The organism is Prosthecobacter sp. GW821-HT29F12 (assembly GCF_058803405.1).
On the sequence record NZ_CM179517.1, the window covers coordinates 2,389,621 to 2,410,544 of the forward strand.

Here is a 20,924-nt window from a genome sequence, read left to right on the forward strand (position 1 = left end):
AATACGGAATCCAACCGTAATTCAGAGCCCGAATCGAAAGAAGATCAGACTCTGATTTTTGCCCTTTTTGTGCCTCTTTGCGGCCAATCCGAATCTTACCACCGCACCACGGAACTGGCCCAAGTGAAGCCGCCGCCGAAGGCAACGAGGAGAACGACATCGCCCTTTTGGAGGCGGCCGGCCTTGTTGGCTTCGTCGAGAGCGACGGGGATGGTGGCGGCGCTGGTGTTGCCGTATTTGTCCAGGTTCATGAACACACGCTCCAGCGGCAGGTTCAGGCGTTCGGCGATGGCGCTGATGATGCGCGCGTTGGCCTGATGTGGAATGACGAGCGAGACATCCGCTGCGGTCAGGCCGGCGATTTCCAGCGCCTGCTGGGAGGCCTCCAGCATGCGGGTGACGGCATGCTTGAAGGTTTCGCGGCCTTCCATGTGAATGGTGTTGGGATGCGACTCGACGTTTTCGGGGGTGATTGGGCAGGCGGAACCGCCGCCTGGAACCTTGAGGACGTCAGCCAAGGTGCCGTCGGTTCCCATGACCGTGGACAGAACGCGCCCTGGGGCCTCGGTTTCCGATTCATCGGCCCGGCGGATGACCACGGCGCCGGCGCCATCACCAAAGAGCACGCAGGTGTTACGGTCCTTCCAGTTGATGAGGCTGCTGAGCTTTTCTGCGCCAATGACGAGCGCGGTGGTGCGGTTGCCGGTGTTGATGAAATGACGTGCGACCTGGAGGGCGTACAAAAAGCCGGAGCAGGCGGCCGAGATGTCAAAGCAGACGGCATTTACGGCTCCGATCTTCTTCTGCACAAAGCAGGCGGTGGACGGGAAGAACATGTCCGCCGTGACAGTGGCGACGATGATGAGCTGGATTTCCTCGGGGGCCACTCCGGCGCTGGCCATGGCACGGCGGGCGGCTTCGGAAGCGAGATCACTGGTGGCCTGCTCTGGTGCGGCGATGCGGCGCTCCTTGATGCCGGTGCGGGAGGTGATCCACTCGTCGGAGGTATCGACAATTTTCGACAGATCGTCGTTGGTCAGCACTTTTTCAGGCATGTAACTGCCTGTGCCAATGATGCTGGAGGCGCAAAAGGGCTGGGAACTAGGAGCGGGCATGGAGGGAAATGGAATGGGCGGTGGCGGCGGCTTCGATGTGCGGCCCCACCTGGTGTTGGATGGATTCGCAAGCCTGACGGATTGCATTCTTCATGGCAAGCGGAGATGCACTGCCATGGGCGATGATGGTGATGCCCCGCAGGCCCAGCAGCGGCATGCCGCCGACCTCGTCGGGATTGGTGCGGTAGTGGACGCGTTTGAAGGCGGGCTTGGCCAGCAGGCCGCCGATCTTGGTCCAGAAGCCGCTCTTAATTTCGCTCTTCACCATGCTGAAAATGGTGTGGGCCAGGGCTTCGGCGTTTTTCAAAATGACATTACCGGTGAAGCCGTCGCACACGACGACATCCGGCGGCGTTTCCCACACGTCGTGGCCTTCGACGTTGCCGATGAAATTGATGCCAGCGGTGTGGCGCAGCAGCTTGCCGGTTTCTTTGCACAAGGCATTGCCCTTTTCCGCCTCGGTGCCATTGGACATGAGGCCCACTCTGGGGTTCTCCCGGCCCAGCACATGGCGGGCAAAGACGCTGCCCATGATGGCATTCTGCACCAGATGGGAGGGCTCGCTGTCCGGATTGGCCCCGGCATCGATCAGCACCCAGTGCTTGGTCAAGGAGGGCATGATCGAGGCGATGGCCGGCCGCTCGATATGCGTGAGGGTGCGCAGTTTGATCAGAGAGGCGGTCACGGCGGCACCGGTGTGACCGGCGCTGACCACGGCATCTGCCTTGCCATCTTTGACCAGGTCCACGGCCACACTGATGGAGCTGTCCTTTTTTTTGCGCACGGCGTCGATGCCGCTGTCCGACATTTCGACGACCTGGCTGGCGGGGACGATTTCCAGTTTCGGGCTGGAGATTCCCTGCTTCTGCAGTTCCTGCTCAATGGCAGCCGGGACGCCCACCAAAAACAGTTTGGTGATGGCGGGCAGCGACTCGAGGGCGAGTTTGACGCCGCCAATGGGGTTTTGCGGGGCGAAATCGCCCCCCATGACATCCAGTGCGATCTTCATTCCTGCGGTTGCGTGAGAGTCTTCAAAAGTATCGGGAAACGAGTCTTAAAGCGTGCGGAAGCGGGAATGCAAATGGGAGTTTTTGGCCATCTAGGACAAAAACAAACCGGGAGTGCAGTGGCTGCACTCCCGGCTGAAAAAACGCAGGCTTAAACGGCGCGTTTAGTACACGCCTTCCACGATGGTTTTCTCCATCGCGCCGAAGGGGCGGACGTCGGCGACACCGTCCCAGGCATAGGGAGCGCGGGGCTTGCGGCGCATGGCCTCGTCACGCTCCAGGAAGCGGGGCATGAAGAATTCCTTGGTGAGGGTGGTGAGCTCCACGCGGCCCCAGGCGTCGTATTCGACGGTCTGGTCGGTGTTCTTCGGATCGACCACACGCAGCACGGCGCGGGGCTGCGGTGCGTAGTAGGTGATGGAGAAGTTGTCCTCCGGGGTCAGCGGCACGCTGGCGGCGAGGCCCATGAGGGTGTTGCCGTAAGTGGGGTAGAAGCCGATGCGGTTTTCCAGCACCTCTTCGACGATGAAGCGCACGTACTGCGGAGTCATGGTGGTGCCGCCGACGAAGCAGCCACGGATGCCAGCGGAGTAGAGATCCACCTTTTCAGCGAGGGCTTCGAGGAGCTTGGGAGTGGTGAAGATGGCGGAGATCTTGCGGTTCTTCAGCAGAAGCACAGCCTGGTCCACCACGTGGTCCATATACTGGCGGGCCACGTCGAACTGCTTGTTGGAGATGAGCTTCTTCACAAAGCGGGGGTCGAGATCGACGAAGTAGCAGGAGCTGCCGCGGTAGTTGGCCAGATGCTCCACGGCGAGGCGGAGGCGGCGGGGGCCGGTGGGGCCGACCATGATCCATGATTCACCCGGCGGGAAGTGCTTGTCGTCGAGCTTGTGGCTGAACTCCTCGTAATCAACGCGGAAGTCATTCCAGCCGATGCGCTGCTTGGGCATGCCAGTGGTGCCACCGGTTTCGAAAATATTGAAGGGCTTGCCTTTGAAGGCGGCGGGGACCCAGACTTCCGGCTGCTGATCGCGGAGCCATTCGTCCTGGAAATGGGTGAAGTTTGCCAGGATGTCCTCGTAGCTGTTCACCTTGCCACGGGGGTCGAAATTGTTTTTAGCCCAGTCGAGCCAGAAGGGGCAGCCGGTTTCTGGCGAGAAATGCCAGTTGATGATTTCGCGGACTTGGGTGTCGAGTTGGGTTTTGGCTTCGGCTGGAGTCATGGACGGGACGGGGGGATGGGAGCGGGGAATGTGAAACGGGAGGCAGTAAACGAAAGTGGAAATCACAGCCTTTCGATCAAGAAGCGTGAAATAAATTTCAGCAACTTCGTCAAACAGGGGTCATTTTAACGACGCAACCCAATCCACATCATGAAACTCAAGCATCTGCTCTGCTCCGCCCTTGTTCTGTTCTCGCTGGCCTCATGCGTTGTCGGTCCCGTCTATCGTCGGCCTCTCGTGCGACCCGTGGGCCGCCCGGTTGTTCTGCCCTACGGTGCACGCCCCTACTACCACGGCGGGGTGCGATACTACAATCATCACGGCGTTTGGTACCGCCCCCATGGCGGCGGGCACATCATCGTTCCGCGCCCTTATTAAAGACTCGCTGGCATGCCATTGGTGCCGCAGTTGAAAACCAGTATCGACGTGAGAAAGGTGCACAACGGCATCGCCGCTGTGATCGCCCTCGATTGCAGCGGTCCCCTTTCCCGCAAAACATGAGCCTTTCCCTCACTCAAGACGACAACACCGCCCTTTTTCGCAAAGCCTGGACGCTCTACGACGCGATCTCTGAGAAGAACTACATGTTCCATCGTGAGATCTATGACCACGTTTCCGGGGTGCTGCAGGAGCGCCATGCGCAGGGGCCTTATCACCTCCTCGATCTGGGCTGTGGGAACGCGCGCTTCCTGGCACCCTGCCTGAAAACGGCACCGCCGGCCAGCTATGACGGCGTGGATTTATCCGCCTCCGCTCTGGAGGAAGCACGCACGTATTTGCAGGGCATTGCCAACACGGGGCTGCACCACAAGGACATGCTGAAGGCGGTGGAGGACACGGACTCGGCCTTTGACGTCATCTTTAGCGGCTTTGCCGTGCATCATCTGAATGCCGCCGACAAGCAGCGCCTCTTCACCGCCTGCGCCGAGCGTCTGGCTCCTGGCGGTCAGTTCATCCTGGTCGATGTCGTGCGCGAGGACGGTCAGACACGCGAGCAGTACCTCGACGGCTACTTGAACTTCATGCGCACGCAGTGGACGGAGGTGCTGCCGGAGCATCTTGACGAAGCCTGCTCCCACGTGGCCGCCTATGACTTTCCAGAGACCTTGGCCGACCTCACGCAGATGGCCAGGCAGGCGGCACTGTCAGAGCCGCAGATCATTGGCCGGTATCAGCAGCATTACATCTTGCGGTTCACGGCCTGAAAGACGCTCCTGACGGGTCTCGTTTGCCTTCGCACCCCTGATGATCCGACGAGCCCTCTTTCTCGCTTCTCTCTCCGCCGCTGCGAGTGCTGCGGACATGACGCATTTTGAGCAGCGCATCCGCCCGCTGCTCATCGCGAACTGCATCGACTGCCACGGCCCTGACAAGCAGAAGGGCGGCCTTCGCCTCGACTCCCGCGCCGGATGGCAGACCGGGGGCGACTCGGGCCCAGCACTGGTGCCCGGCAAGCTCGCCGAGAGCAAGCTCTGGCAGGCCGTGAGCTATGCGGACCGAGATTTACGGATGCCGCCCAAGCGCAAGCTCAAGGACAGCGAACTCGCCGACCTCAAGCTCTGGATCGAATCCGGCGCACCCGATCCGCGCGATGACGTGGCCAGCACCGGGGGCAAATCGAAATCCGCCCGTGCCGATGCCAGCTTCTGGTCCTTTCAGCCGCCCAAGGCTGCGCCAGTGCCTACGGTGAAAAACACCGGATGGCCTGCGAATGACATCGACCGCTTCATCCTTGCCAGACTGGAGGCCAACCAGCTCGCGCCAGCGCCAGATGCCAGCACTTCCATTTTGCAGCGCAGGCTGGCCTTTGACCTCACGGGACTGCCGCCTGACCTGTCCCAGCCTGCTCCGCTGACGCCGCAGGCGTATGAGAAGCGCGTGGACGAACTGCTTGCCTCCAGCGCCTTTGCGGAGCGATTTGCCTCACACTGGCTGGACATCACCCGCTTTGCGGAATCCTCAGGCGGCGGTCGTTCCCTGCCCTTCAAAGATGCGTGGCGTTTCCGTGATTACGTCATCGAAGCCATCCGCGACAATGTGCCGGTGGACCGCATGATCACCGAGCATCTGGCGGGTGATCTGCTGCCGGCCACAGACTCCGCCGCCCGCCGCAGGCAGGTCACGGCCACGGGATTTCTCGCGCTCGGTCCCACGAACTACGAGGAGCAGGACAAAGGCATGCTGCGCATGGACATCGTGGATGAACAGCTCGACACGCTGGGCCGCGCCTTCCTTGGCCTCACGATCGGCTGCGCACGCTGCCATGATCATAAGTTTGATCCCATCTCTGCGCGGGACTACTACGCCCTCGCGGGCATTCTGCGCAGTACCAAGACGCTCAAGAATTACACCGACAACGTGGCGCATTGGATCGACACCCCGCTGCCGCTGGATGGCGAAGCGGAAACCACCTTGCAAAAACACGAGCAGCAGGTGAATGCGCTGAAGGATCAAATCGCCGCGCTCAAAGACGACCTGCGGGATGCTGGCAGTGCGGATCTGCGGACAAGAAAGAACATCGCGCTGAGCGATCTGCCTGGCATTGTGGTGGATGACAGCGCTGCGCAGAAAGTCGGCTTTTGGAAGCAGTCCACCAGCTACGCGCCCTACATCGGCACCGGCTATTTGAGTGACAACAACGAAGGCAAAGGCGAGAAGACCGTCACCTTCACACCGAAGATTCCAAAGACCGGGCGCTACGAGGTGCGCGTGGCCTTCAATGCCGGGCCCAACCGTGCTGAGAGCGCCACGGCCACCATCCTCCATGCCGATGGAGAGGAACTGAAAGGCGTGAAGATGACCACGGACTCACTCAAGGGTCTGCAATTTGCCGCGCTGGGCACCTATCGCTTTGAAGCCAATGGTCAGGGCTTCGTTCTCATCTCCAATGCGGGCTCGCAGGGCTACGTGACCATTGATGCCGTGCAGTTTGTACCTGCAGATGAAACCCTCGCGGAACCCGCGGCCAAAAAAGAATCAGCCACCGCGAGCAAGCTCAAGCAGCGTCTCGCCGCTCTGGAGAAAGAACTCAAGGCCCTGCAAAAGGACATTCCAGACCGCCCCGAGGCAATGTCCGTGGCGGAAGACAGCGCACCCGAAGACGCCAAGATTCACATCCGTGGCAGCATTCGCAATCTGGGTGCCAGCGTGCCGCGTGGTTTCATTCAGGCGGCGCTCCATGGCAATGCCCCAGGCATTCCCGCCGAAGCCAGCGGCCGTCTTCAACTGGCCCAGTGGATCACCTCCCGTGACAATCCGCTGACTGCGCGCATCATGGTCAATCGGGTCTGGCACTGGCTGTTTGGCGCGGGCATCGTCCGCACCACCGACAACTTTGGCTCCACCGGAGAAGCGCCGAGCCATCCCGAACTGCTCGACTATCTCGCCATCAAGTTCATTGAAGACGGCTGGAGCCTGAAGCATCTCGTCAAACAGATGGTCATGAGCCGCACCTACCGCATGGCTTCCACGAGCGCGGCCTCCGCAGCTCAGCATGCGATGGACCCGGACAACCGTCTGCTCAGCCACATGAACCGCAAACGCCTCGATGCCGAGTGCCTGCGTGATGCCATGCTCACGGCAGCAGGCACCTTGGATCGCGCCTTTGGCGGACCCGGTGTCAGTGAAGTCAAAGCGGTGGATGCCAACGATCAGAAGATTCAGAACATCGAATACGGCTATCAGTTCCTCGACACGCGCCGCAGCCTTTACACCGCAGCTTTCCGCAATGTGCGCCACCCGCTGTTTGAAGTCTTTGATTTCGCCGACATCAACCAGCCCATCGCCCAGCGCACCACCAGCACGGTGGCGACGCAGGCGCTCTTTTTGATGAACTCCCCGAAGGTCATCGAGCAGGCGCGCCATGCGGCAGAGGTGGTGCTCAAGTCATCGCATGAGACTGATAAACGAATCGATACCGCATTCCAGAACTCCTTGCAGCGCAGCCCCACGGAGAAGGAGCTAACTCAGGTCCGCGAGTTCCTTGAATCCAGCCAGTCTGGCAATGCCACAGCCGATGACGTGCGCGACCTCTGGGCGCGCTTCATCCAGACGCTGTGGTCCACGCCGGAGTTTCGGTTCTTGGATTAATCGAGCGGGCGCTCAGATACTCAGCGCCACGCGGCAGACCATTGCTTCGCGAAATACGTGAGAATCATGTCCGCGCCCGCACGGCGGATGCCGATGAGGGATTCGTTGACGATTTTGGTCTCGTCGATCCAGCCACCTGCGGCACCGGCTTTGATCATGAGATACTCGCCACTGACCTGATAGGCAGCGATGGGCAGCGTGCTGGCGGCGCGCAGTTTCGCGATGATGTCGAGATACGGGCCTGCGGGCTTCACCATGAGGATGTCGGCACCCTCGGCTTCATCGAGCGCGGCTTCGCGCAGGGCTTCGCGAGCATTGGCGGGGTCCATCTGGTAGGTCTTCTTGTCGCCGGCCTTCGGCGCGGAGTCCAGTGCGCCACGGAAGGGACCATAGTAGGCGCTGGCATACTTGGCGGTGTAGCTCATAATGGAAACGGCTTGAAATCCTGCGCCATCCAACGCAGCACGCAGCGCAGCGACGCGTCCGTCCATCATATCGCTCGGTGAGACGATGTCCGCACCGGCGCGTGCGTGGCAGAGCGCCTGCTGGCAGAGCACGGCCACGGTTTCATCATTCAAAATGCGGCCGTCATCGGTCACGAGGCCGTCGTGGCCGTCGCTGTTGTAGGGATCGAGCGCGACATCGGTGATCACCGTCAGTGTTGGGTGCGCGCTTTTCAGCGCACGGATCGCACGTGGCACGAGGCCGTCATCGGCATGGCAGGCTTCGGCGCCACGAGTTTTGAGTTCATCGGGAATGCGCGGGAACAGAACGACGGCAGGAACGCCGAGTGCATGTGCTTCTCCGGCTTCTTTGACCAACCCCTCAATGCTCCAGCGTGTGCAGCCGGGCATCGAAGCGATGGGAGTGTTGGCATTCCCTTCCTGCAGGAAGAGCGGATAGATCAAATGGCCCGGTGTCAGTTCCGTCTCGCGAACGAGATCACGGATGGCGGGAGACTGGCGGTTGCGACGAGGACGGATCGGAAGGTTCATCTGCCGTGAATATTGGGGGAAAGCCGGGCGATGGGCAAATGGCGAATCAAGGCATCAGCGGCAAAACTTTCAGGCCCTCTGCCGAAGCAATTTCACGCTGCAAAACGTCAAAACTCAGAAACACAGAGGCCTGCCATTGCAACGCCGTGGCAATGTGCAGCAGGTCAAAGGAACGCGCTCCGCGTTTCATCGTGTAGCGTTCGCTCAACCGTTCCACTTCCCTGCCCATCTCTGCATAATTTACACCTGCTTCGACAACCACGCCCGAATCCAGATCAAGGTCAAACTGCGCGAGCATTGCCATCGCTTCTGCCTCCAAATATCCTTTGCTGGCATCCTTGGAGCGAAGGAACACCTGAAACCTGGCGGCCTGCCGAAATTCATACGAAAGCAAAGGAGAAATCACTATGGGAGCGCCAATGTCTTCAAGAGTTACAATGGCCAGTTCTGAATGGCTTTGCTGCCGGTAAAGCGAGCATAAAAAGGACGTATCCGCGCAGTGCCTCAGCCGTGGCAATGTTCGAGTTCGGCCTCGCGCATGGCTTTCACTTCCGCGTCACTGAACACGCGGCTGCCCCATGTCTGCCGAAGGCGTGTACGAAAATCAGGCAGAGGCACTCCGTGCGCCTTTTCCACAGCAGGAATGATGACCCCCAGCTTTTTTCCGGCTTTCGACAAAAACACCAGCTCGCCGGCAGCCAGCAGGCTTTCGATGCGCGAGGTTTGATCAAGTGTCACAGTGGCCATTACTATAAAAAAATAGCCGTTTTGCGGACCCATGGCAAGTGCTGCCGAGTCAGATCATCAACGAACCGGGCGCACCATGTTCGCCAGTCTCAATTTTTTGGCCTACCACGTGTGGGGGTTATCGTGGTGGCAGAGGGGAGATTTGAACTCCCGACCAAAGGCTTATGAGTCCTCTGCTCTACCCCTGAGCTACTCTGCCATTGCGATGGCTCCTGAGGTAGGGTTCGAACCTACGACCTAGTGGTTAACAGCCACCCGCTCTACCGCTGAGCTACTCAGGAATCACTTTTTCCCGCTCCCGAAGAAGGGGGCGAGATGGATAAACGTTCTCATCCATCACGCAAGTTTTTTTGGCACTGATTTTGAAGAGTTTTTAACTCACGGCATTTGCCGCGAGCAAATCACCCAGCAATCCGCGCTGGCGATAGAACTCCACTTCAGCCACGCCGGCGGCTTCCAAATCAGCGCGAATCTCTGCGGCATCACGCTCTGCGGCGACGTGCTGACGAATCAGCGCGGTCTTGAGGGCCTGCAAATCGAGGAATTCGATGTCCACCACTGGTGTCTGGGGCCATTTGCCGTCGGCCTGCCCGGCCTTGAGCACCTGCTTGAAGGGCTTGCCGATCTTCTGCGCCTGGGTCTTGGCTTCATTGATGCCTGCGTACCAGTCTGGATGCACGAGGCGGTAATAGTCGCGCATGGCCTGCTTGTTGTAATGGATGACCAGCTTCCGGCCTTCCACGTCGAGGAAGGTGGTGCCACGGAAGGAGTCGGCGTCGATGGTATCCACAAAGAGCAGTTCCTCGCGATCCACGGCAAACTCCCATTTCAGATCCCACAGCAGCAGGCCGGCGCTTTCCAGCAGCTCGCGCACGGCCCAGCCGCCGAGGATGGCCAGCTTGACGGTGTGCAGGAAGTCATCGCTGCTGAGGCCGGACATCATCAGGGCCTCCTGCTTGCTCACGGCGCGGTCTTCAGGCTCGTACTTGCTGGTGAGGTCATAGATGGGGCGCTCCAGCATCTCCCACACGCCCATGGGCTTGGAGAGGCCGAGCTCCTGCTCGTAGCTGCGCTTGGCTGCTTCGCTGAGGCCCTGGTATTTTTTCAGAATGGAAGAGCCGCTGGTCACGCCAAAGCGCACAATGTACTCCAGAGGCACCACGTAGGTGGCGCTCTGGTGAAACTGAGCGTAGTCAAAGACGTGGGTGCCCAGCAGATGGCGCTGCGGTGGGTGCATCACCGGGAAGCGGCGCACGACATTGTAGCAGCTCGGATTCGTGGGGAGGCCTGTGCGGACGATCTCACCCGTGACGGCATCCACCATGCCGACGTGGTGCGTCGCGGCCCCGCGCTCCAGCATCGTTTCCATGGGGCCGGTGAGCAGTTCCTTGCGCCAGGCGGCGTCCATCGGCGTGTTTTCGATGGCGGTCTTCACTCGCTGCCAGGTTTCCGGCTGGCCGAGGCGGGAATACATCGCGTGGCGGAAGATCGCGCGGTTCAGGTCGTTGCCTTCGATGTTGAAGATGGAGCCGACATCAAAGACGGAGCCTGCAGGCGTGGTCTCACACACGACGTAGCCAGGATGATCCGGCACGGCGTAGAGATTCTGCACGGAGCCGCGATAGACGGGCTCGCCGAGTTTCGAGAGATCGAGATGCGTGGGCGCTGGGGCGGGATGGGACATGGTTCCGGGGAAAAACAACGGATTCCGTGCCTGTGCAACTGGGAAGACAGAACCGCGAACTTTGAACTTTAAACTTTGAACTTTAAACTTCCGTCTCCTACTTTCGCCCTCCTTCGCCCTCGATGTCCGTGAACTTAAATCTTTGGGCCGAAACTCCGCCCTCCATGTCCGAAGCCGCCGCCACACCTCCCGCCTCCCTTGATTTCATCCGTGAAATGATCGCTGCCGATCTCGCCGCAGGTCGCAACGGCGGTCAGGTCGTCACCCGTTTCCCGCCTGAGCCGAACGGCTACCTGCACATCGGCCACGCGAAGAGCATCTGCTTGAACTTCGGCCTCGCCCAGGAGCATGCGCCGAACTCACGCTGCCACCTGCGCTTTGACGACACGAATCCCACCAAGGAGGAAGTGGAGTACGTGGACAGCATCATGGCAGATGTGAAATGGCTCGGCTTTGACTGGGGCGAGCACCTTTTCTACGCCAGCGACTACTTCGAGAAGCTCTACGGCTTCGCCGAGCAGCTCATCACCAAGGGCCTCGCCTATGTGGATGACCAGACGCACGAGGAGATGCGCGCGAACCGTGGCACACTCACCTCCCCCGGCACCCGCAGCGCCGGCGCAGACCGCAGCGTGGAGGAAAACCTGGATCTCTTCCGCCGCATGCGAAAGGGCGAATTCAAGGAAGGCGAAAAGGTGCTCCGCGCAAAGATCGACATGGCTTCGCCGAACATGAACATGCGCGATCCGGCCCTCTACCGCATCCTGCACGCTCACCATCACCGCACCGGCGATGCCTGGTGCATCTACCCGATGTATGACTACGCCCATCCGCTGAGCGATGCGCTGGAATCAATCACCCACAGCCTGTGCACTCTGGAGTTTGAGCACCACCGCCCGCTCTACGAATGGCTGATCAACAACGTGGACGGCCTGCCCGGCGCACCGTATCAGCGCGAGTTTGCGCGTCTGAACCTCACCTACACGGTGATGAGCAAGCGTAAGCTGCTGCGTCTGGTGAAGGACGATCTCGTCAACGGCTGGGATGATCCACGCATGCCCACCATCAGCGGCATGCGCCGCCGTGGCATCACTGCGGCTGCGATTCGCAGTTTCTGCAAAACGATCGGCCTGACCAAGTTCAACTCGCTCACGGAGATCGCGCTGCTGGAGCACTCGATCCGTGAAGACCTCAACAAGATCTCTCACCGCGCCTACGGCGTGCTGCGTCCGATCAAGGTGGTGATCACGAACTATCCTGAGGATCAGGTCGAGTACTTCGAAGCGCCGAACCACCCGGAAGATCCTGCTGCGGGCACGCGCCAGGTGCCGCTGTGCCGTGAGCTTTACATCGAGTCCGACGACTTCATGGAGTTCCCCTCCGACGGCTTCCACCGCCTCAAGCCCGGCGGCGAGGTGCGCCTGAAGTTTGCTTTCTGCATCATCTGCCAGGAGATCATCAAGGATGAGGCTGGTAAAATCGTGGAACTGCGCTGCACATATGACGACGCCACGCGCCACGGCAAAAAGCCCGAAGGCCGCACCAAGCCGAAAGGCATCATTCACTGGGTGAGCGCCCGCCATGCCGTGGATGCTGCTGTCCGCCTGTATGACCGCCTCTTCACGGTGGAGACGCCGGATGCTGATGCCGGTGAAGACGGCGATTTTGCGCAGTTCTTGAATCCCGCTTCGCTGGAAGTCATCACCGATGCCAAGCTGGAGCCCTCCCTGAAGGATGCCGCCCCCGGCACGCACTGGCAGTTTGAGCGTGTCGCTTATTTCTACGCTGACCCGATCGATTCGAAGCCCGGTGCACCGGTGTTTAACCGCACGGTAACGTTGAAGGATGGGTGGGTGAAGAAGTAGGAGGGCGCTATGGCGTGGCGAGTTTGTCAGACCAGTTGCGGTGCAATTGGTCTGCCTTCTTGATGCCATACCCTCATCATTTCAGAAGCTGCCAAGTGAACAGCTTGCGACGCCAAGAAAGAAAAATCGCATGAGGATGGCGAACATGGCGGCGCACAGAGATAGCCTGCAGATTCGTTGCCGGATGGAATTGGAGTGAGAAGCAGCAACAAGGAGCGACAGTGCGGCTATCAGAGTCGCAGGATAGACAAGCAAGCCCCAGGGAATGGCCAAAGAGACGAAGGAATGGCCCTCGGGAGTGCGAAATGCCATGCTGCCACCGCCTGCATACTCATGCCGATAACTCTCCAGAAGAGCACCTGAATCCGTGGCCCTTTCCATGAGGAGCCAGAGGGTGATGGAATACAGCACCAGCAAGAGGATGATGGACCGCGCCACCGAGAATTGAGTGCGGCCGATTGGCGGTAATGGGATGGATTCCATTGTGGCGAAGGTTAAGGGACATTTGATGCGGGCAGGAGTGCCCGCATCACTGATGATTGGGCTCTTTTGGAAGATCGTAGGTGGTGATTTCGAGAAGGAAACCGTCGGGATCGGAGAAGTAAACGGAGTGGGAGATCTCGTGATCGCGGAACTGGAATGGAACTCCCTTGGATTCGAGTTCGGCTTGTGCGGATTGAAAGTCGGCATACGTGGCGGCACGCAGGGCGAGGTGTCAGGCCTGGCCGTTCTTGGCGGGAGGGTCGTTTTCCTTTTGGGGAAACAGGGTGAGGTAGGTGGTGCCCAGCCGGATGAAGACGGGGATGCCGCCGCCGTGGCCGGGATAGACGTGCTCAAAGCCCAGGGTGCGGATGTACCAGTCCTTGGTCGTTTCCAGCGAAGCACAGCGCAGGGCGAGGTGATCGATTTGTTCCAGATTCATGGGGCAAAGTGGGATGACGTGTGGATGAGTCAACCTGAGTGGAGCAGCGTCACAGGTCATTCCAAAATCAGCCCAAGGATGTTTTAGCGTGGTGATGATCGAGAGGCCATACTGCCCCTTATGAAACTGATCCGTGATATTTTGGTGCTCGCCTCGGGCATTGTGTCGGCTCTTTACCTGTTGAACATTGGTTTCGGCTTTGCGGAGTTCATTCCGGACAACTTCCCCATCTTTGGCAATCTGGATGAAGCGGCGGCGACGGCGCTGCTGATCAACTGCCTGGCGTACTTCGGCGTGGACATCGGGCACTTCTTGCGACGCAAGGGAACGGAGGAGAAACCGGCGCCGAAGACGCATGACATTGATGTCGAGACGAAGTGATCTTTGCGTAGGGCTCTGAGAGTCTATAGCGGCTCGCAAAACTTATTTCCGTTTAGCAGGGTGCTACTGACTCGAAGATCATGGGCTTCGGCGGCGGCTGGCTGAGGACAGCCAGCCCTACCTGCGCTGGGCATGCGCGTGTCCGGCGTGAGGTAGGGCGCTTGGTCCTCCAAGCGCCGTCGAGCGTCGCCACGCATGCGCTTCGGAAATTCGTTTTGGAAAATGCTTTGGCTCGCTCTTGGAGGTGCGGCGCTTTTCCAGAACGAGCTAAAGCTCGTGAGTACTTTCCACCACCACATCTGCCGCAGGCGCATTCGTCTTCATCTCCGCAAGTGAACCGTGAATGAGGCTCCATTTCAGACCGGGACAGTAGCGGGATTCCCAGGCATCGCGGCGGATGAGGGTGTCGGCGGCGCCGTGGCGAAGGTAGGGGAAGTGGCGTTTGTGGTGGAGGGCGAGGCGCAGCGGGGCGAGGTCTTCACTGAAGCTGATGAGATGCAGCGGGCGGAGGGGGCCTTTGGCGGCTTCGGCTTCGTAGAGGAGGATGACGGCGAGCCCGGTGGCGGCGGTGGCTAACTGCGTGTCCCACACGACAAGTGGCGGCGAGTCGGCAGGCTGGCGCAGGTGCTGGATGATTTGGGATTCGATGGCGGGATCGAGCTGCGGCGTGGTGGGCAATGTGCGGCCGCTGCTGATTTGGCGAATGGCAGGGGGCTCCCCGTGGAGCTCGTAGTCGCCTTCGTGCTGCGGTTTGGTGGAGGTGCGCTTCGGATGCGTGACGGGATGGTCCACATCTTCGATGGGCAGGATCTCGCGGCGCTCGCGGTAGAGCGGCATGAAGCGGTCTTCCAGAATGCTCTGGCGGATCTCGCGCATGAGCTGGTGGTAGAAGTGGATGTTGTGCTGGCCCACGAGCGTCCAGCCGAGCGGCTCCTGCGTTTTAGTCAGGTGGTGCAAGTAGGCGCGGCTGTGCGTGGCGCACACCGGGCAGGTGCAGGTGGGATCGAGACGATCCTCGCTGAATTTGTACACGGAGCGGCGCAACTCCACGATTCCGCGTGAAGTGAAAGCGGTGCCGCGCTTGGCCACCTGCGTGGGAATGATGCAGTCAAACATGTCCACGCCGCGATGCACGGCCTCCAGCACATCCACGGGTGTGCCGACGCCCATGAGGTAGCGCGGGCGGTCTGCGGGCAGCAGCTTGGCGGTGAGCTCGCAGACGTCTTCGCGCTCGTTCTTCTCCTCCCCCACGGCGAGCCCGCCGATGGCGAAGCCGTCGAAGTCGAGCTGCATAAGGCCGGCGGCGCTCTCGCGACGGAGCTGAGGGTACAGAGCCCCCTGCACGATGCCAAACATGGACTGCGGCGAATCCTCACGCGCAGCGAGGCTGCGCACGGCCCAGCGCTGCGTCATCTGCAGGGCGGCGCGGGCGGTGGCTTCATCAGCGGTGGAAGGGATGCACTGGTCCAGCACCATCATGATGTCGCTGCCGATGGCGCGCTGCGTTTGAATGCTGAGCTCGGGGCTGAGGAGGATGCGCTGGCCATCCACGTAACTCTGAAACACGGCCCCCTTCTCCGTCATGGAGCGTGAGTGCGGCAGCGAGAAGATCTGATAGCCACCGGAGTCCGTGAGCACGGAGCCGGGCCAGTTCATGAAGCGGTGGATGCCGCCGAGCTTGGTGAAGACATCGGGACCAGGACGCAGCAGGAGGTGGTAGGTATTCGCCAGCAGGATCTGCGAGCCGGAGGCATGCAGAGACTCCTGCGTCTGCGCCTTCACTGTGGCCTGCGTGCCCACGGGCATGAACAGCGGCGACTGAATGGTGCCGTGCAGAGTGTGAAACGTGGTGGCACGGGCGTGCGAATCGCTGGCCTGGGCATCGAGCTGGAAATTGAGACGGGAGGGCGACATGGAGCGCAGCGGCAGGCGATTACTTGTCCGCCAGCATGGCCCGCAGACCGGAGAAGAAGTTGGTGTTTTCCTCCTGCGTCGTGGTTTCGTTCATGTGCTTGGTGTAGTCCAGCTCTTCCACGTACTTGCGGTCGAGCTCCTTGAGGAAGGTGCTGGGCATGTTGCTCTGCTTCTTGCCCCACTTCATGCGCGTGCGCGTGTGGCTGAGCGTGAGCTTCTGCTTCGCACGGGTGATGCCCACATAGAAGAGGCGGCGCTCTTCATCCACGCGGCCTTCATCAAAGCTGCGTTTGTGCGGCAGGATCCCCTGCTCCATGCCCGGCAGATAGACGACCGGAAATTCGAGCCCCTTGGAGGCATGCATGGTGATCAAGCACACGCCCTTTTTCTTTTCGATGTCGTCCTTTTCCTCACGCTCATCATTGAGGCTGACTTCATCCAGGAAACCCGCGAGGCCGCTGGCGCGATCGCGCTCGGCATGATTCGTCATGCTCTTGAACAGTTCATTGATGCCGTTCTCCCAGCCGGCGAAATCTTCCGGCTCCTTGGCGGCTTTTTTGAGATACTCCATGTAGCCGATCTCCAGAATCAAGGCCTGCGTCATGTCCACCAGGTTGGTGCCGGGAGTGCTGGCCGGGCCTGAGTATTTAACAATGAGCGCAGTGAAAAGACGGATGGCATTGCGCCCTTTCTCGGGGATCTGGCGCAGGAATTCCTCATCACACAGCGCCACCCAGATGCTGTGGTGCTTCTCCATGCTGCGCTCGCGCGCGAGCTCGGCGGTGGCGCTGCCGATGCCACGCGTGGGCGTGTTTAAAATGCGCAGCAGCGCCATGTCATCGTGCGGATTGTGTAGAACCGAGAGATAGCTCACGATGTCCTTCACCTCACGCCGGTCAAAGAAGCTGCGCGCACCCACCACACGGTAGGCGATCTTGCGCTGGCGGAAGGCCTGCTCCAGAACGCGCGACTGATCATTGGTGCGGAAGAGCACGGCGAATTCCTCCAGCGGCTGCTTGTTCGCGAAGTGCGCGGTTTCCACTTCCTTCGCAATCATGTCCGCCTCCTCCTTGTCATCCTCGTTGGCAATGAGGCGCACGAGATCGCTGCCGTTGTTGCGGCTCCAGAGGGACTTGGGGCGGCGGCCCACGTTGTTTTTGATGAGGCTGTTGGCCGTGTGCAGGATGGGCGTGGTGCTGCGGTAGTTTTCCTCCAGCTTCACCACGTGCGGATTCGGGAAGAAGTTTTCGAACTCGGTGATGTTCGTGATCTCAGCACCGCGCCAGCCGTAGATGGACTGGTCGTCATCTCCCACCACGCAGACGTTGTACGGCGCGGGCACCAGGGCACGCAGCAGGCGCATCTGGAGCGAGTTGGTGTCCTGGAATTCATCCACCATCACGTAGTGGTGGCGGCTCTGCACCGTGGCACGCACCTGGGCGTTTTCTTCCAGCAGACGCACGCCGAGGATGATGAGATCATCAAAGTCCATGACGTTCAGCCCGCGCATCTCGTCCATGTACTTTTCCATGACGGCGGCATCGAGGCTCTCCTTCGGATCCCCCAAGCCCTCGCCTGCGTTCTTGGCCTTGCTGATGCGTGAGAGCGCCATGCTGGGGTCCAGCGTCTCGTCCTTCACCAGCAGGGTCTGCAGCACGCGCTTGATCAGCGTCTCCTGTTCGCCCTGGCTGTAGATGGCGAAGTTGTTCTTGTAGCCCACGTGCTCGGCAAACTCGCGCAGCAGACGCACGCAGAAGGCGTGGAAGGTGCCCACCACGACCTTCTTGCCAAGGCCGTCGCGCACCATGCCTTTGATACGCTCGCGCATTTCATTGGCGGCCTTGTTGGTGAAGGTGACCGACAGGATGTTCTTCGGGTTGATGCCCTCGTTCACCATGAAGCTGATGCGCGCAGTGAGCACGCGCGTCTTGCCGGTGCCCGCACCTGCGAGAATCAGCAGCGGCCCGTGGATGTGCGTGGCGGCCTCGCGCTGCTGGGCATTGAGTGTTCCGGTGAAGCCGCTCATGATGCTCCCTCACCTCGTACGGGCAGACCCAGTTCACGCCATTCATTCAGCACCTGCGGCAGGAGCTTGTGTTCCTCCACTTTGATCCGCGCATGCAGCATCTCGGCGGTGTCACCGATTTTGATCGGCACCCTGGCCTGCGCCAGTATGCGTCCGGCATCAATCTCTGCGGTGACGAGGTGCACGGTGCAGCCGGTTTCAAGCTCGCCTTCATCAATGGCCAGCTGAGGCGCATTGGCCCCTTTGAACTTCGGCAGCAGCGACGGATGCACGTTCACAATGCGACCGGCATAGGCGCTGATCACCGGCTCCTTGAGAATGCGCATGAATCCCGCGAGCACGACGACGTCAATGCGTGCGCGCTCCAGATGCTCGAAGATTTCTTTCTGCGCCGCATCACTGAGGCGGCGTGGATTGTCACCACCATCCACAAACAGCGCGGGCACGCCGGCGGCGCGGGCGATCTCACGGAAACCGGACTCCGCCTGATCCGTGAGGGCGATGGCAATCTCAGCCTTCAGCTTTTTGTCCGCGATGGCGGCGATGATGGCGCGCAGATTGGACCCAGCACCGGAGCCCAGCACGGCGATGCGCAGCAGGCCGCTGCTTTTCGCGCCGCCATCACCCGCCTGCATCTTGTTGATCGTTTTCGTGGTGGAGCGCCCGGGCACCAGCGGCAGGATGGAAATCTGCGTGCCTGCGGCTTCCAGCGCGTTGCGTTCTTCACGATTGAGGGACTCCACAGTGTAGTCACCGCCTTTGGCATACACGTGCGGTTTGATGGCTTCGATGAGAGAAGTGGCGCGTTCGTCATCAAACACGACCACGGCATCCACCGCACGCAGCGCGGACATCACTTCCGCACGATCATGTTCGGGATTGAGCGGGCGGTCCGGGCCTTTGAGCTGGCGCACGGACTGATCTGAATTCAAAGCGACCACCATGGCATCTCCGAGCGCACGGGCCTGCTCAAGGTAGCGCACGTGGCCTGCGTGCAGAAGATCGAAGCAGCCATTGGTGAACACCAGTTTTTTTCCCTGCTGATCCAGGGTGTCACGCAGTCGCCGTACATCGGCGATGGTGGCGGGGGTGTAGTCATCGGGCATGCTTTGCTATTGGCGCGAAGCGTGGCGGATGCAAGGTGGGAGAGGTTGGAAATTTAAAGGATGGAGAAGCTGGGATGGAGTGGCGGTGGTGCAGTCAAATTTTCGTTGTTGGTTTGTGCGTTTTTCTTCCTTGATCCCAGGGTGGAGCTTGGGGCAAGGACAGCGGTGGCCAGCGTGAATTTGGAGTGCGGCTGCGCAACCCTGAAAGGGTGAAGCTGCCGCTTTCGAACGTCTCGTGGCGTGCGAGGGGTGAGGCGGAAGTGCACCGGCTGCCGCCTTCGAACAACTGGTGGCATGCGTGAGCCGTGCAGCACGTCGAAAGCGGTAGCTGCGTTCGTTCCTCACTTCGCGATCGCACTCCATATCAGAAATGCGCTCGCACTCTGCATACCACATTCTACCTTTAGCTAAACAGATGTATCTTTACATACTATCAAGAAGCATACTCTCCGAGCACAAAAAAAGCGGAAGGCAATGCCCTCCGCTTTTTCAAAATCTCTGAGACGAGGCTCAGCCCTGCTTGGACACAACCTTGTCGGCGGTGCTTTCAAGAACGGCGGCGCCGGGATCACGGGTGAGAGGCCAGTAGGCGTCCATGTTGAGCTTGGCGGGCGGGGCCATCTTGAACTGCTCCCCCGCCTTGGTGGCGAAGCCCTGATAGGCAAGCGGCATGAGCGTGATGCAGACGCGCTCCTGATCAAACTTCTGCACGTGCAGCGCTGCGGCGAAGGTGCTCTTCTGATCGAGAACCAGGGAGTCGCCCACCTGATAAGGGTCAGCCTTGTCCTTGTTGCCGGGAAGCACGATTTCAATGTCCACGTCCTCGATGTCTGCGGAACGTGCACGCACCACCCAGCCTTCGGTGATGACATCCTTGGCGGTAAGCGGGCGGGCGTTGATCACCTGGAAGGTGCCCTTCACGTAGAGTGGCTGCTCCTGCTTGTAGTTGCGGATGTAGGAACGCTTGAGGAGATCATTCTTCACGGCAAGCTGCTCGCCATTGAAGGCATAGAACTCGGCCAGCAGATCACGCGCAGGAAGGAACTTGCCCTGCGGCACGGTGTAGTTGGTGAACTTGCGAAGGGGGTCGAGCTTGTCGAAACGTGCGAGCACGCGGTAATTGAATGGTTTTTCAGGGTGGGCGAACACCATGATGCTGAAGAACCAGCAAAAGGTGGCAAAGCCCATCAGCAAAGTGATGAGAATGGTCCACCAAAAAATGCCGCCGGAGTCTTTCTTCTTGGAAAAGCTCCCGCCACCGTAAGAACGGTACTCATTGCCGTCGCTCAAAAATCGGATTTGCATGACAGTTTTGCGAAAATTTTAGTATTTATAAATTAGGAATGTTCAAATTCTACAATATTGACTGAATTTGAAAAGGAAATTTTGTGAATAAGTTGGCAACAAGATTGCTTCAATGTTGGCCAAGGAAATCAATGAATCTGAGGCTTAGATTCACGTAGTCTGAGGTTCAAAGGAGGTGCCGCACCCACAGCTGCGCGCGGCGTTGGGATTAGTGAGCTTGAACCCGGCATCCGCCAGGGAGTCGACGTAATCGATCTGGCAGCCGCGCAGGTAGCCGAGGCTGTCGTGATCGATGATAATCGAGACACCATCTTGAGACTGCACTTCGTCGTCGGATTTGGCCTGATCCAGGCCCATGACGTACTGCATGCCAGCACAGCCGCCCTTCTCCACCCGCAGGCGCAGCCCGGTGCCCGCATCGGCGTTCTTTTCCGCGATGAGGGATTTGAGATGTTCGATGGCGCTGGAGGTGAGGGAAATCATGGTTGAGCAGGCAATGGCGGGCGTGTGTCTGATGGCCGAGAAGCGCGGAGATTGCAAAT

At 59.8% G+C, this 20,924-nt stretch carries 20 protein-coding genes and 2 tRNA genes; 5 read left to right on the forward strand and 17 right to left on the reverse strand.

Annotation, left to right across the window (positions count from 1 at the left end; all coding sequences use genetic code 11):
* Nucleotides 1-95 precede the first annotated feature (95 nt).
* From AC3RLQ_RS09795 to AC3RLQ_RS09805, 3 genes are all read right to left on the reverse strand, one after another.
* On the reverse strand, nucleotides 96-1,115 hold the full coding sequence (locus AC3RLQ_RS09795) for a beta-ketoacyl-ACP synthase III (protein WP_493036622.1): 1,020 nt from the start codon (nucleotides 1,113-1,115) through the stop codon (nucleotides 96-98).
* A complete protein-coding gene (plsX, locus tag AC3RLQ_RS09800) occupies nucleotides 1,102-2,124 on the reverse strand; it encodes a phosphate acyltransferase PlsX (RefSeq protein ID WP_493036624.1) in 1,023 nt (340 codons plus the stop codon). Before plsX ends, AC3RLQ_RS09795 begins: the two co-directional genes overlap by 14 nt.
* 162 nt (nucleotides 2,125-2,286) lie before the next feature.
* On the reverse strand, nucleotides 2,287-3,348 hold the full coding sequence (locus AC3RLQ_RS09805) for a hypothetical protein (RefSeq protein WP_493036626.1): 1,062 nt from the start codon (nucleotides 3,346-3,348) through the stop codon (nucleotides 2,287-2,289).
* Between the two features lie 150 nt (nucleotides 3,349-3,498).
* On the opposite strand from AC3RLQ_RS09805, the gene AC3RLQ_RS09810 reads away from it, so the two are divergent.
* The 3 genes from AC3RLQ_RS09810 to AC3RLQ_RS09820 all read left to right on the forward strand — a co-directional run bounded on the left by AC3RLQ_RS09810 (nucleotide 3,499) and on the right by AC3RLQ_RS09820 (nucleotide 7,437).
* Nucleotides 3,499-3,726, forward strand: coding sequence for a hypothetical protein (locus AC3RLQ_RS09810; protein ID WP_493036628.1), 228 nt, complete (start codon nucleotides 3,499-3,501; stop codon nucleotides 3,724-3,726).
* A gap of 119 nt (nucleotides 3,727-3,845) precedes the next feature.
* Complete coding sequence (locus AC3RLQ_RS09815; protein ID WP_493036630.1) at nucleotides 3,846-4,553, forward strand: class I SAM-dependent methyltransferase; 708 nt, start codon at nucleotides 3,846-3,848, stop codon at nucleotides 4,551-4,553.
* 40 nt (nucleotides 4,554-4,593) lie between these two features.
* Nucleotides 4,594-7,437 (forward strand): DUF1553 domain-containing protein, encoded by a 2,844-nt coding sequence (locus AC3RLQ_RS09820; protein WP_493036632.1) that lies wholly within the window; start codon nucleotides 4,594-4,596, stop codon nucleotides 7,435-7,437.
* Nucleotides 7,438-7,457: 20 nt separating this feature from the next.
* Here AC3RLQ_RS09820 and hemB read toward each other — a convergent pair whose 3' ends face one another.
* The 6 genes from hemB to AC3RLQ_RS09850 all read right to left on the reverse strand — a co-directional run bounded on the left by hemB (nucleotide 7,458) and on the right by AC3RLQ_RS09850 (nucleotide 10,863).
* A complete protein-coding gene (gene hemB, locus AC3RLQ_RS09825) occupies nucleotides 7,458-8,432 on the reverse strand; it encodes a porphobilinogen synthase (protein WP_493036634.1) in 975 nt (324 codons plus the stop codon).
* 46 nt (nucleotides 8,433-8,478) lie between these two features.
* Nucleotides 8,479-8,949, reverse strand: a complete 471-nt coding sequence (locus AC3RLQ_RS09830; protein ID WP_493036635.1) for a type II toxin-antitoxin system VapC family toxin — start codon at nucleotides 8,947-8,949, stop codon at nucleotides 8,479-8,481.
* Complete coding sequence (locus AC3RLQ_RS09835; RefSeq protein ID WP_487682593.1) at nucleotides 8,937-9,179, reverse strand: hypothetical protein; 243 nt, start codon at nucleotides 9,177-9,179, stop codon at nucleotides 8,937-8,939. The genes AC3RLQ_RS09830 and AC3RLQ_RS09835 overlap by 13 nt, the downstream gene beginning before the upstream one ends.
* Nucleotides 9,180-9,303: 124 nt before the next feature.
* A tRNA-Met gene (locus AC3RLQ_RS09840) sits at nucleotides 9,304-9,378 on the reverse strand.
* Nucleotides 9,379-9,385: 7 nt separating this feature from the next.
* Nucleotides 9,386-9,460, reverse strand: a tRNA-Asn gene (locus tag AC3RLQ_RS09845).
* Between the two features lie 92 nt (nucleotides 9,461-9,552).
* Nucleotides 9,553-10,863, reverse strand: coding sequence for a phosphoribosylaminoimidazolesuccinocarboxamide synthase (locus AC3RLQ_RS09850; protein WP_493036636.1), 1,311 nt, complete (start codon nucleotides 10,861-10,863; stop codon nucleotides 9,553-9,555).
* Nucleotides 10,864-11,027: 164 nt separating this feature from the next.
* Here AC3RLQ_RS09850 and AC3RLQ_RS09855 point away from each other — a divergent pair, with 164 nt between their 5' ends.
* Nucleotides 11,028-12,728, forward strand: a complete 1,701-nt coding sequence (locus AC3RLQ_RS09855; RefSeq protein WP_493036637.1) for a glutamine--tRNA ligase/YqeY domain fusion protein — start codon at nucleotides 11,028-11,030, stop codon at nucleotides 12,726-12,728.
* A gap of 81 nt (nucleotides 12,729-12,809) precedes the next feature.
* Here the strand turns inward: AC3RLQ_RS09855 and AC3RLQ_RS09860 are convergent, their stop codons facing one another.
* The 3 genes from AC3RLQ_RS09860 to AC3RLQ_RS09870 are packed head-to-tail and all read right to left on the reverse strand — an operon-like array spanning nucleotide 12,810 to nucleotide 13,650.
* Entirely contained in the window at nucleotides 12,810-13,211 is a 402-nt protein-coding gene (locus AC3RLQ_RS09860; protein WP_493036638.1) for a hypothetical protein, read from the reverse strand.
* Nucleotides 13,212-13,257: 46 nt separating this feature from the next.
* Nucleotides 13,258-13,434: a VOC family protein gene (locus AC3RLQ_RS09865; RefSeq protein ID WP_493038835.1), complete on the reverse strand. Its 177-nt coding sequence runs from the start codon at nucleotides 13,432-13,434 to the stop codon at nucleotides 13,258-13,260.
* A 9-nt stretch (nucleotides 13,435-13,443) separates the two neighbouring features.
* Nucleotides 13,444-13,650, reverse strand: coding sequence for a VOC family protein (locus AC3RLQ_RS09870; RefSeq protein WP_493036640.1), 207 nt, complete (start codon nucleotides 13,648-13,650; stop codon nucleotides 13,444-13,446).
* Between the two features lie 120 nt (nucleotides 13,651-13,770).
* On the opposite strand from AC3RLQ_RS09870, the gene AC3RLQ_RS09875 reads away from it, so the two are divergent.
* On the forward strand, nucleotides 13,771-14,031 hold the full coding sequence (locus AC3RLQ_RS09875) for a DUF1232 domain-containing protein (protein ID WP_493036642.1): 261 nt from the start codon (nucleotides 13,771-13,773) through the stop codon (nucleotides 14,029-14,031).
* Nucleotides 14,032-14,298: 267 nt separating this feature from the next.
* On the opposite strand, the gene tgt is transcribed toward AC3RLQ_RS09875, so the two are convergent.
* From tgt to AC3RLQ_RS09900, 5 genes are all read right to left on the reverse strand, one after another.
* Nucleotides 14,299-15,945 (reverse strand): tRNA guanosine(34) transglycosylase Tgt, encoded by a 1,647-nt coding sequence (tgt, locus tag AC3RLQ_RS09880; RefSeq protein WP_493036644.1) that lies wholly within the window; start codon nucleotides 15,943-15,945, stop codon nucleotides 14,299-14,301.
* 19 nt (nucleotides 15,946-15,964) lie between these two features.
* Nucleotides 15,965-17,971, reverse strand: a complete 2,007-nt coding sequence (locus AC3RLQ_RS09885; RefSeq protein WP_493036646.1) for an ATP-dependent helicase — start codon at nucleotides 17,969-17,971, stop codon at nucleotides 15,965-15,967.
* Entirely contained in the window at nucleotides 17,968-19,077 is a 1,110-nt protein-coding gene (purN, locus tag AC3RLQ_RS09890) for a phosphoribosylglycinamide formyltransferase (RefSeq protein ID WP_493036648.1), read from the reverse strand. The genes AC3RLQ_RS09885 and purN overlap by 4 nt, the downstream gene beginning before the upstream one ends.
* Before the next feature lie 510 nt (nucleotides 19,078-19,587).
* Entirely contained in the window at nucleotides 19,588-20,382 is a 795-nt protein-coding gene (locus tag AC3RLQ_RS09895) for a hypothetical protein (protein WP_493036650.1), read from the reverse strand.
* Between the two features lie 150 nt (nucleotides 20,383-20,532).
* Nucleotides 20,533-20,865, reverse strand: coding sequence for a HesB/IscA family protein (locus AC3RLQ_RS09900; protein ID WP_493036652.1), 333 nt, complete (start codon nucleotides 20,863-20,865; stop codon nucleotides 20,533-20,535).
* Between the last annotated feature and the right edge of the window lie 59 nt (nucleotides 20,866-20,924).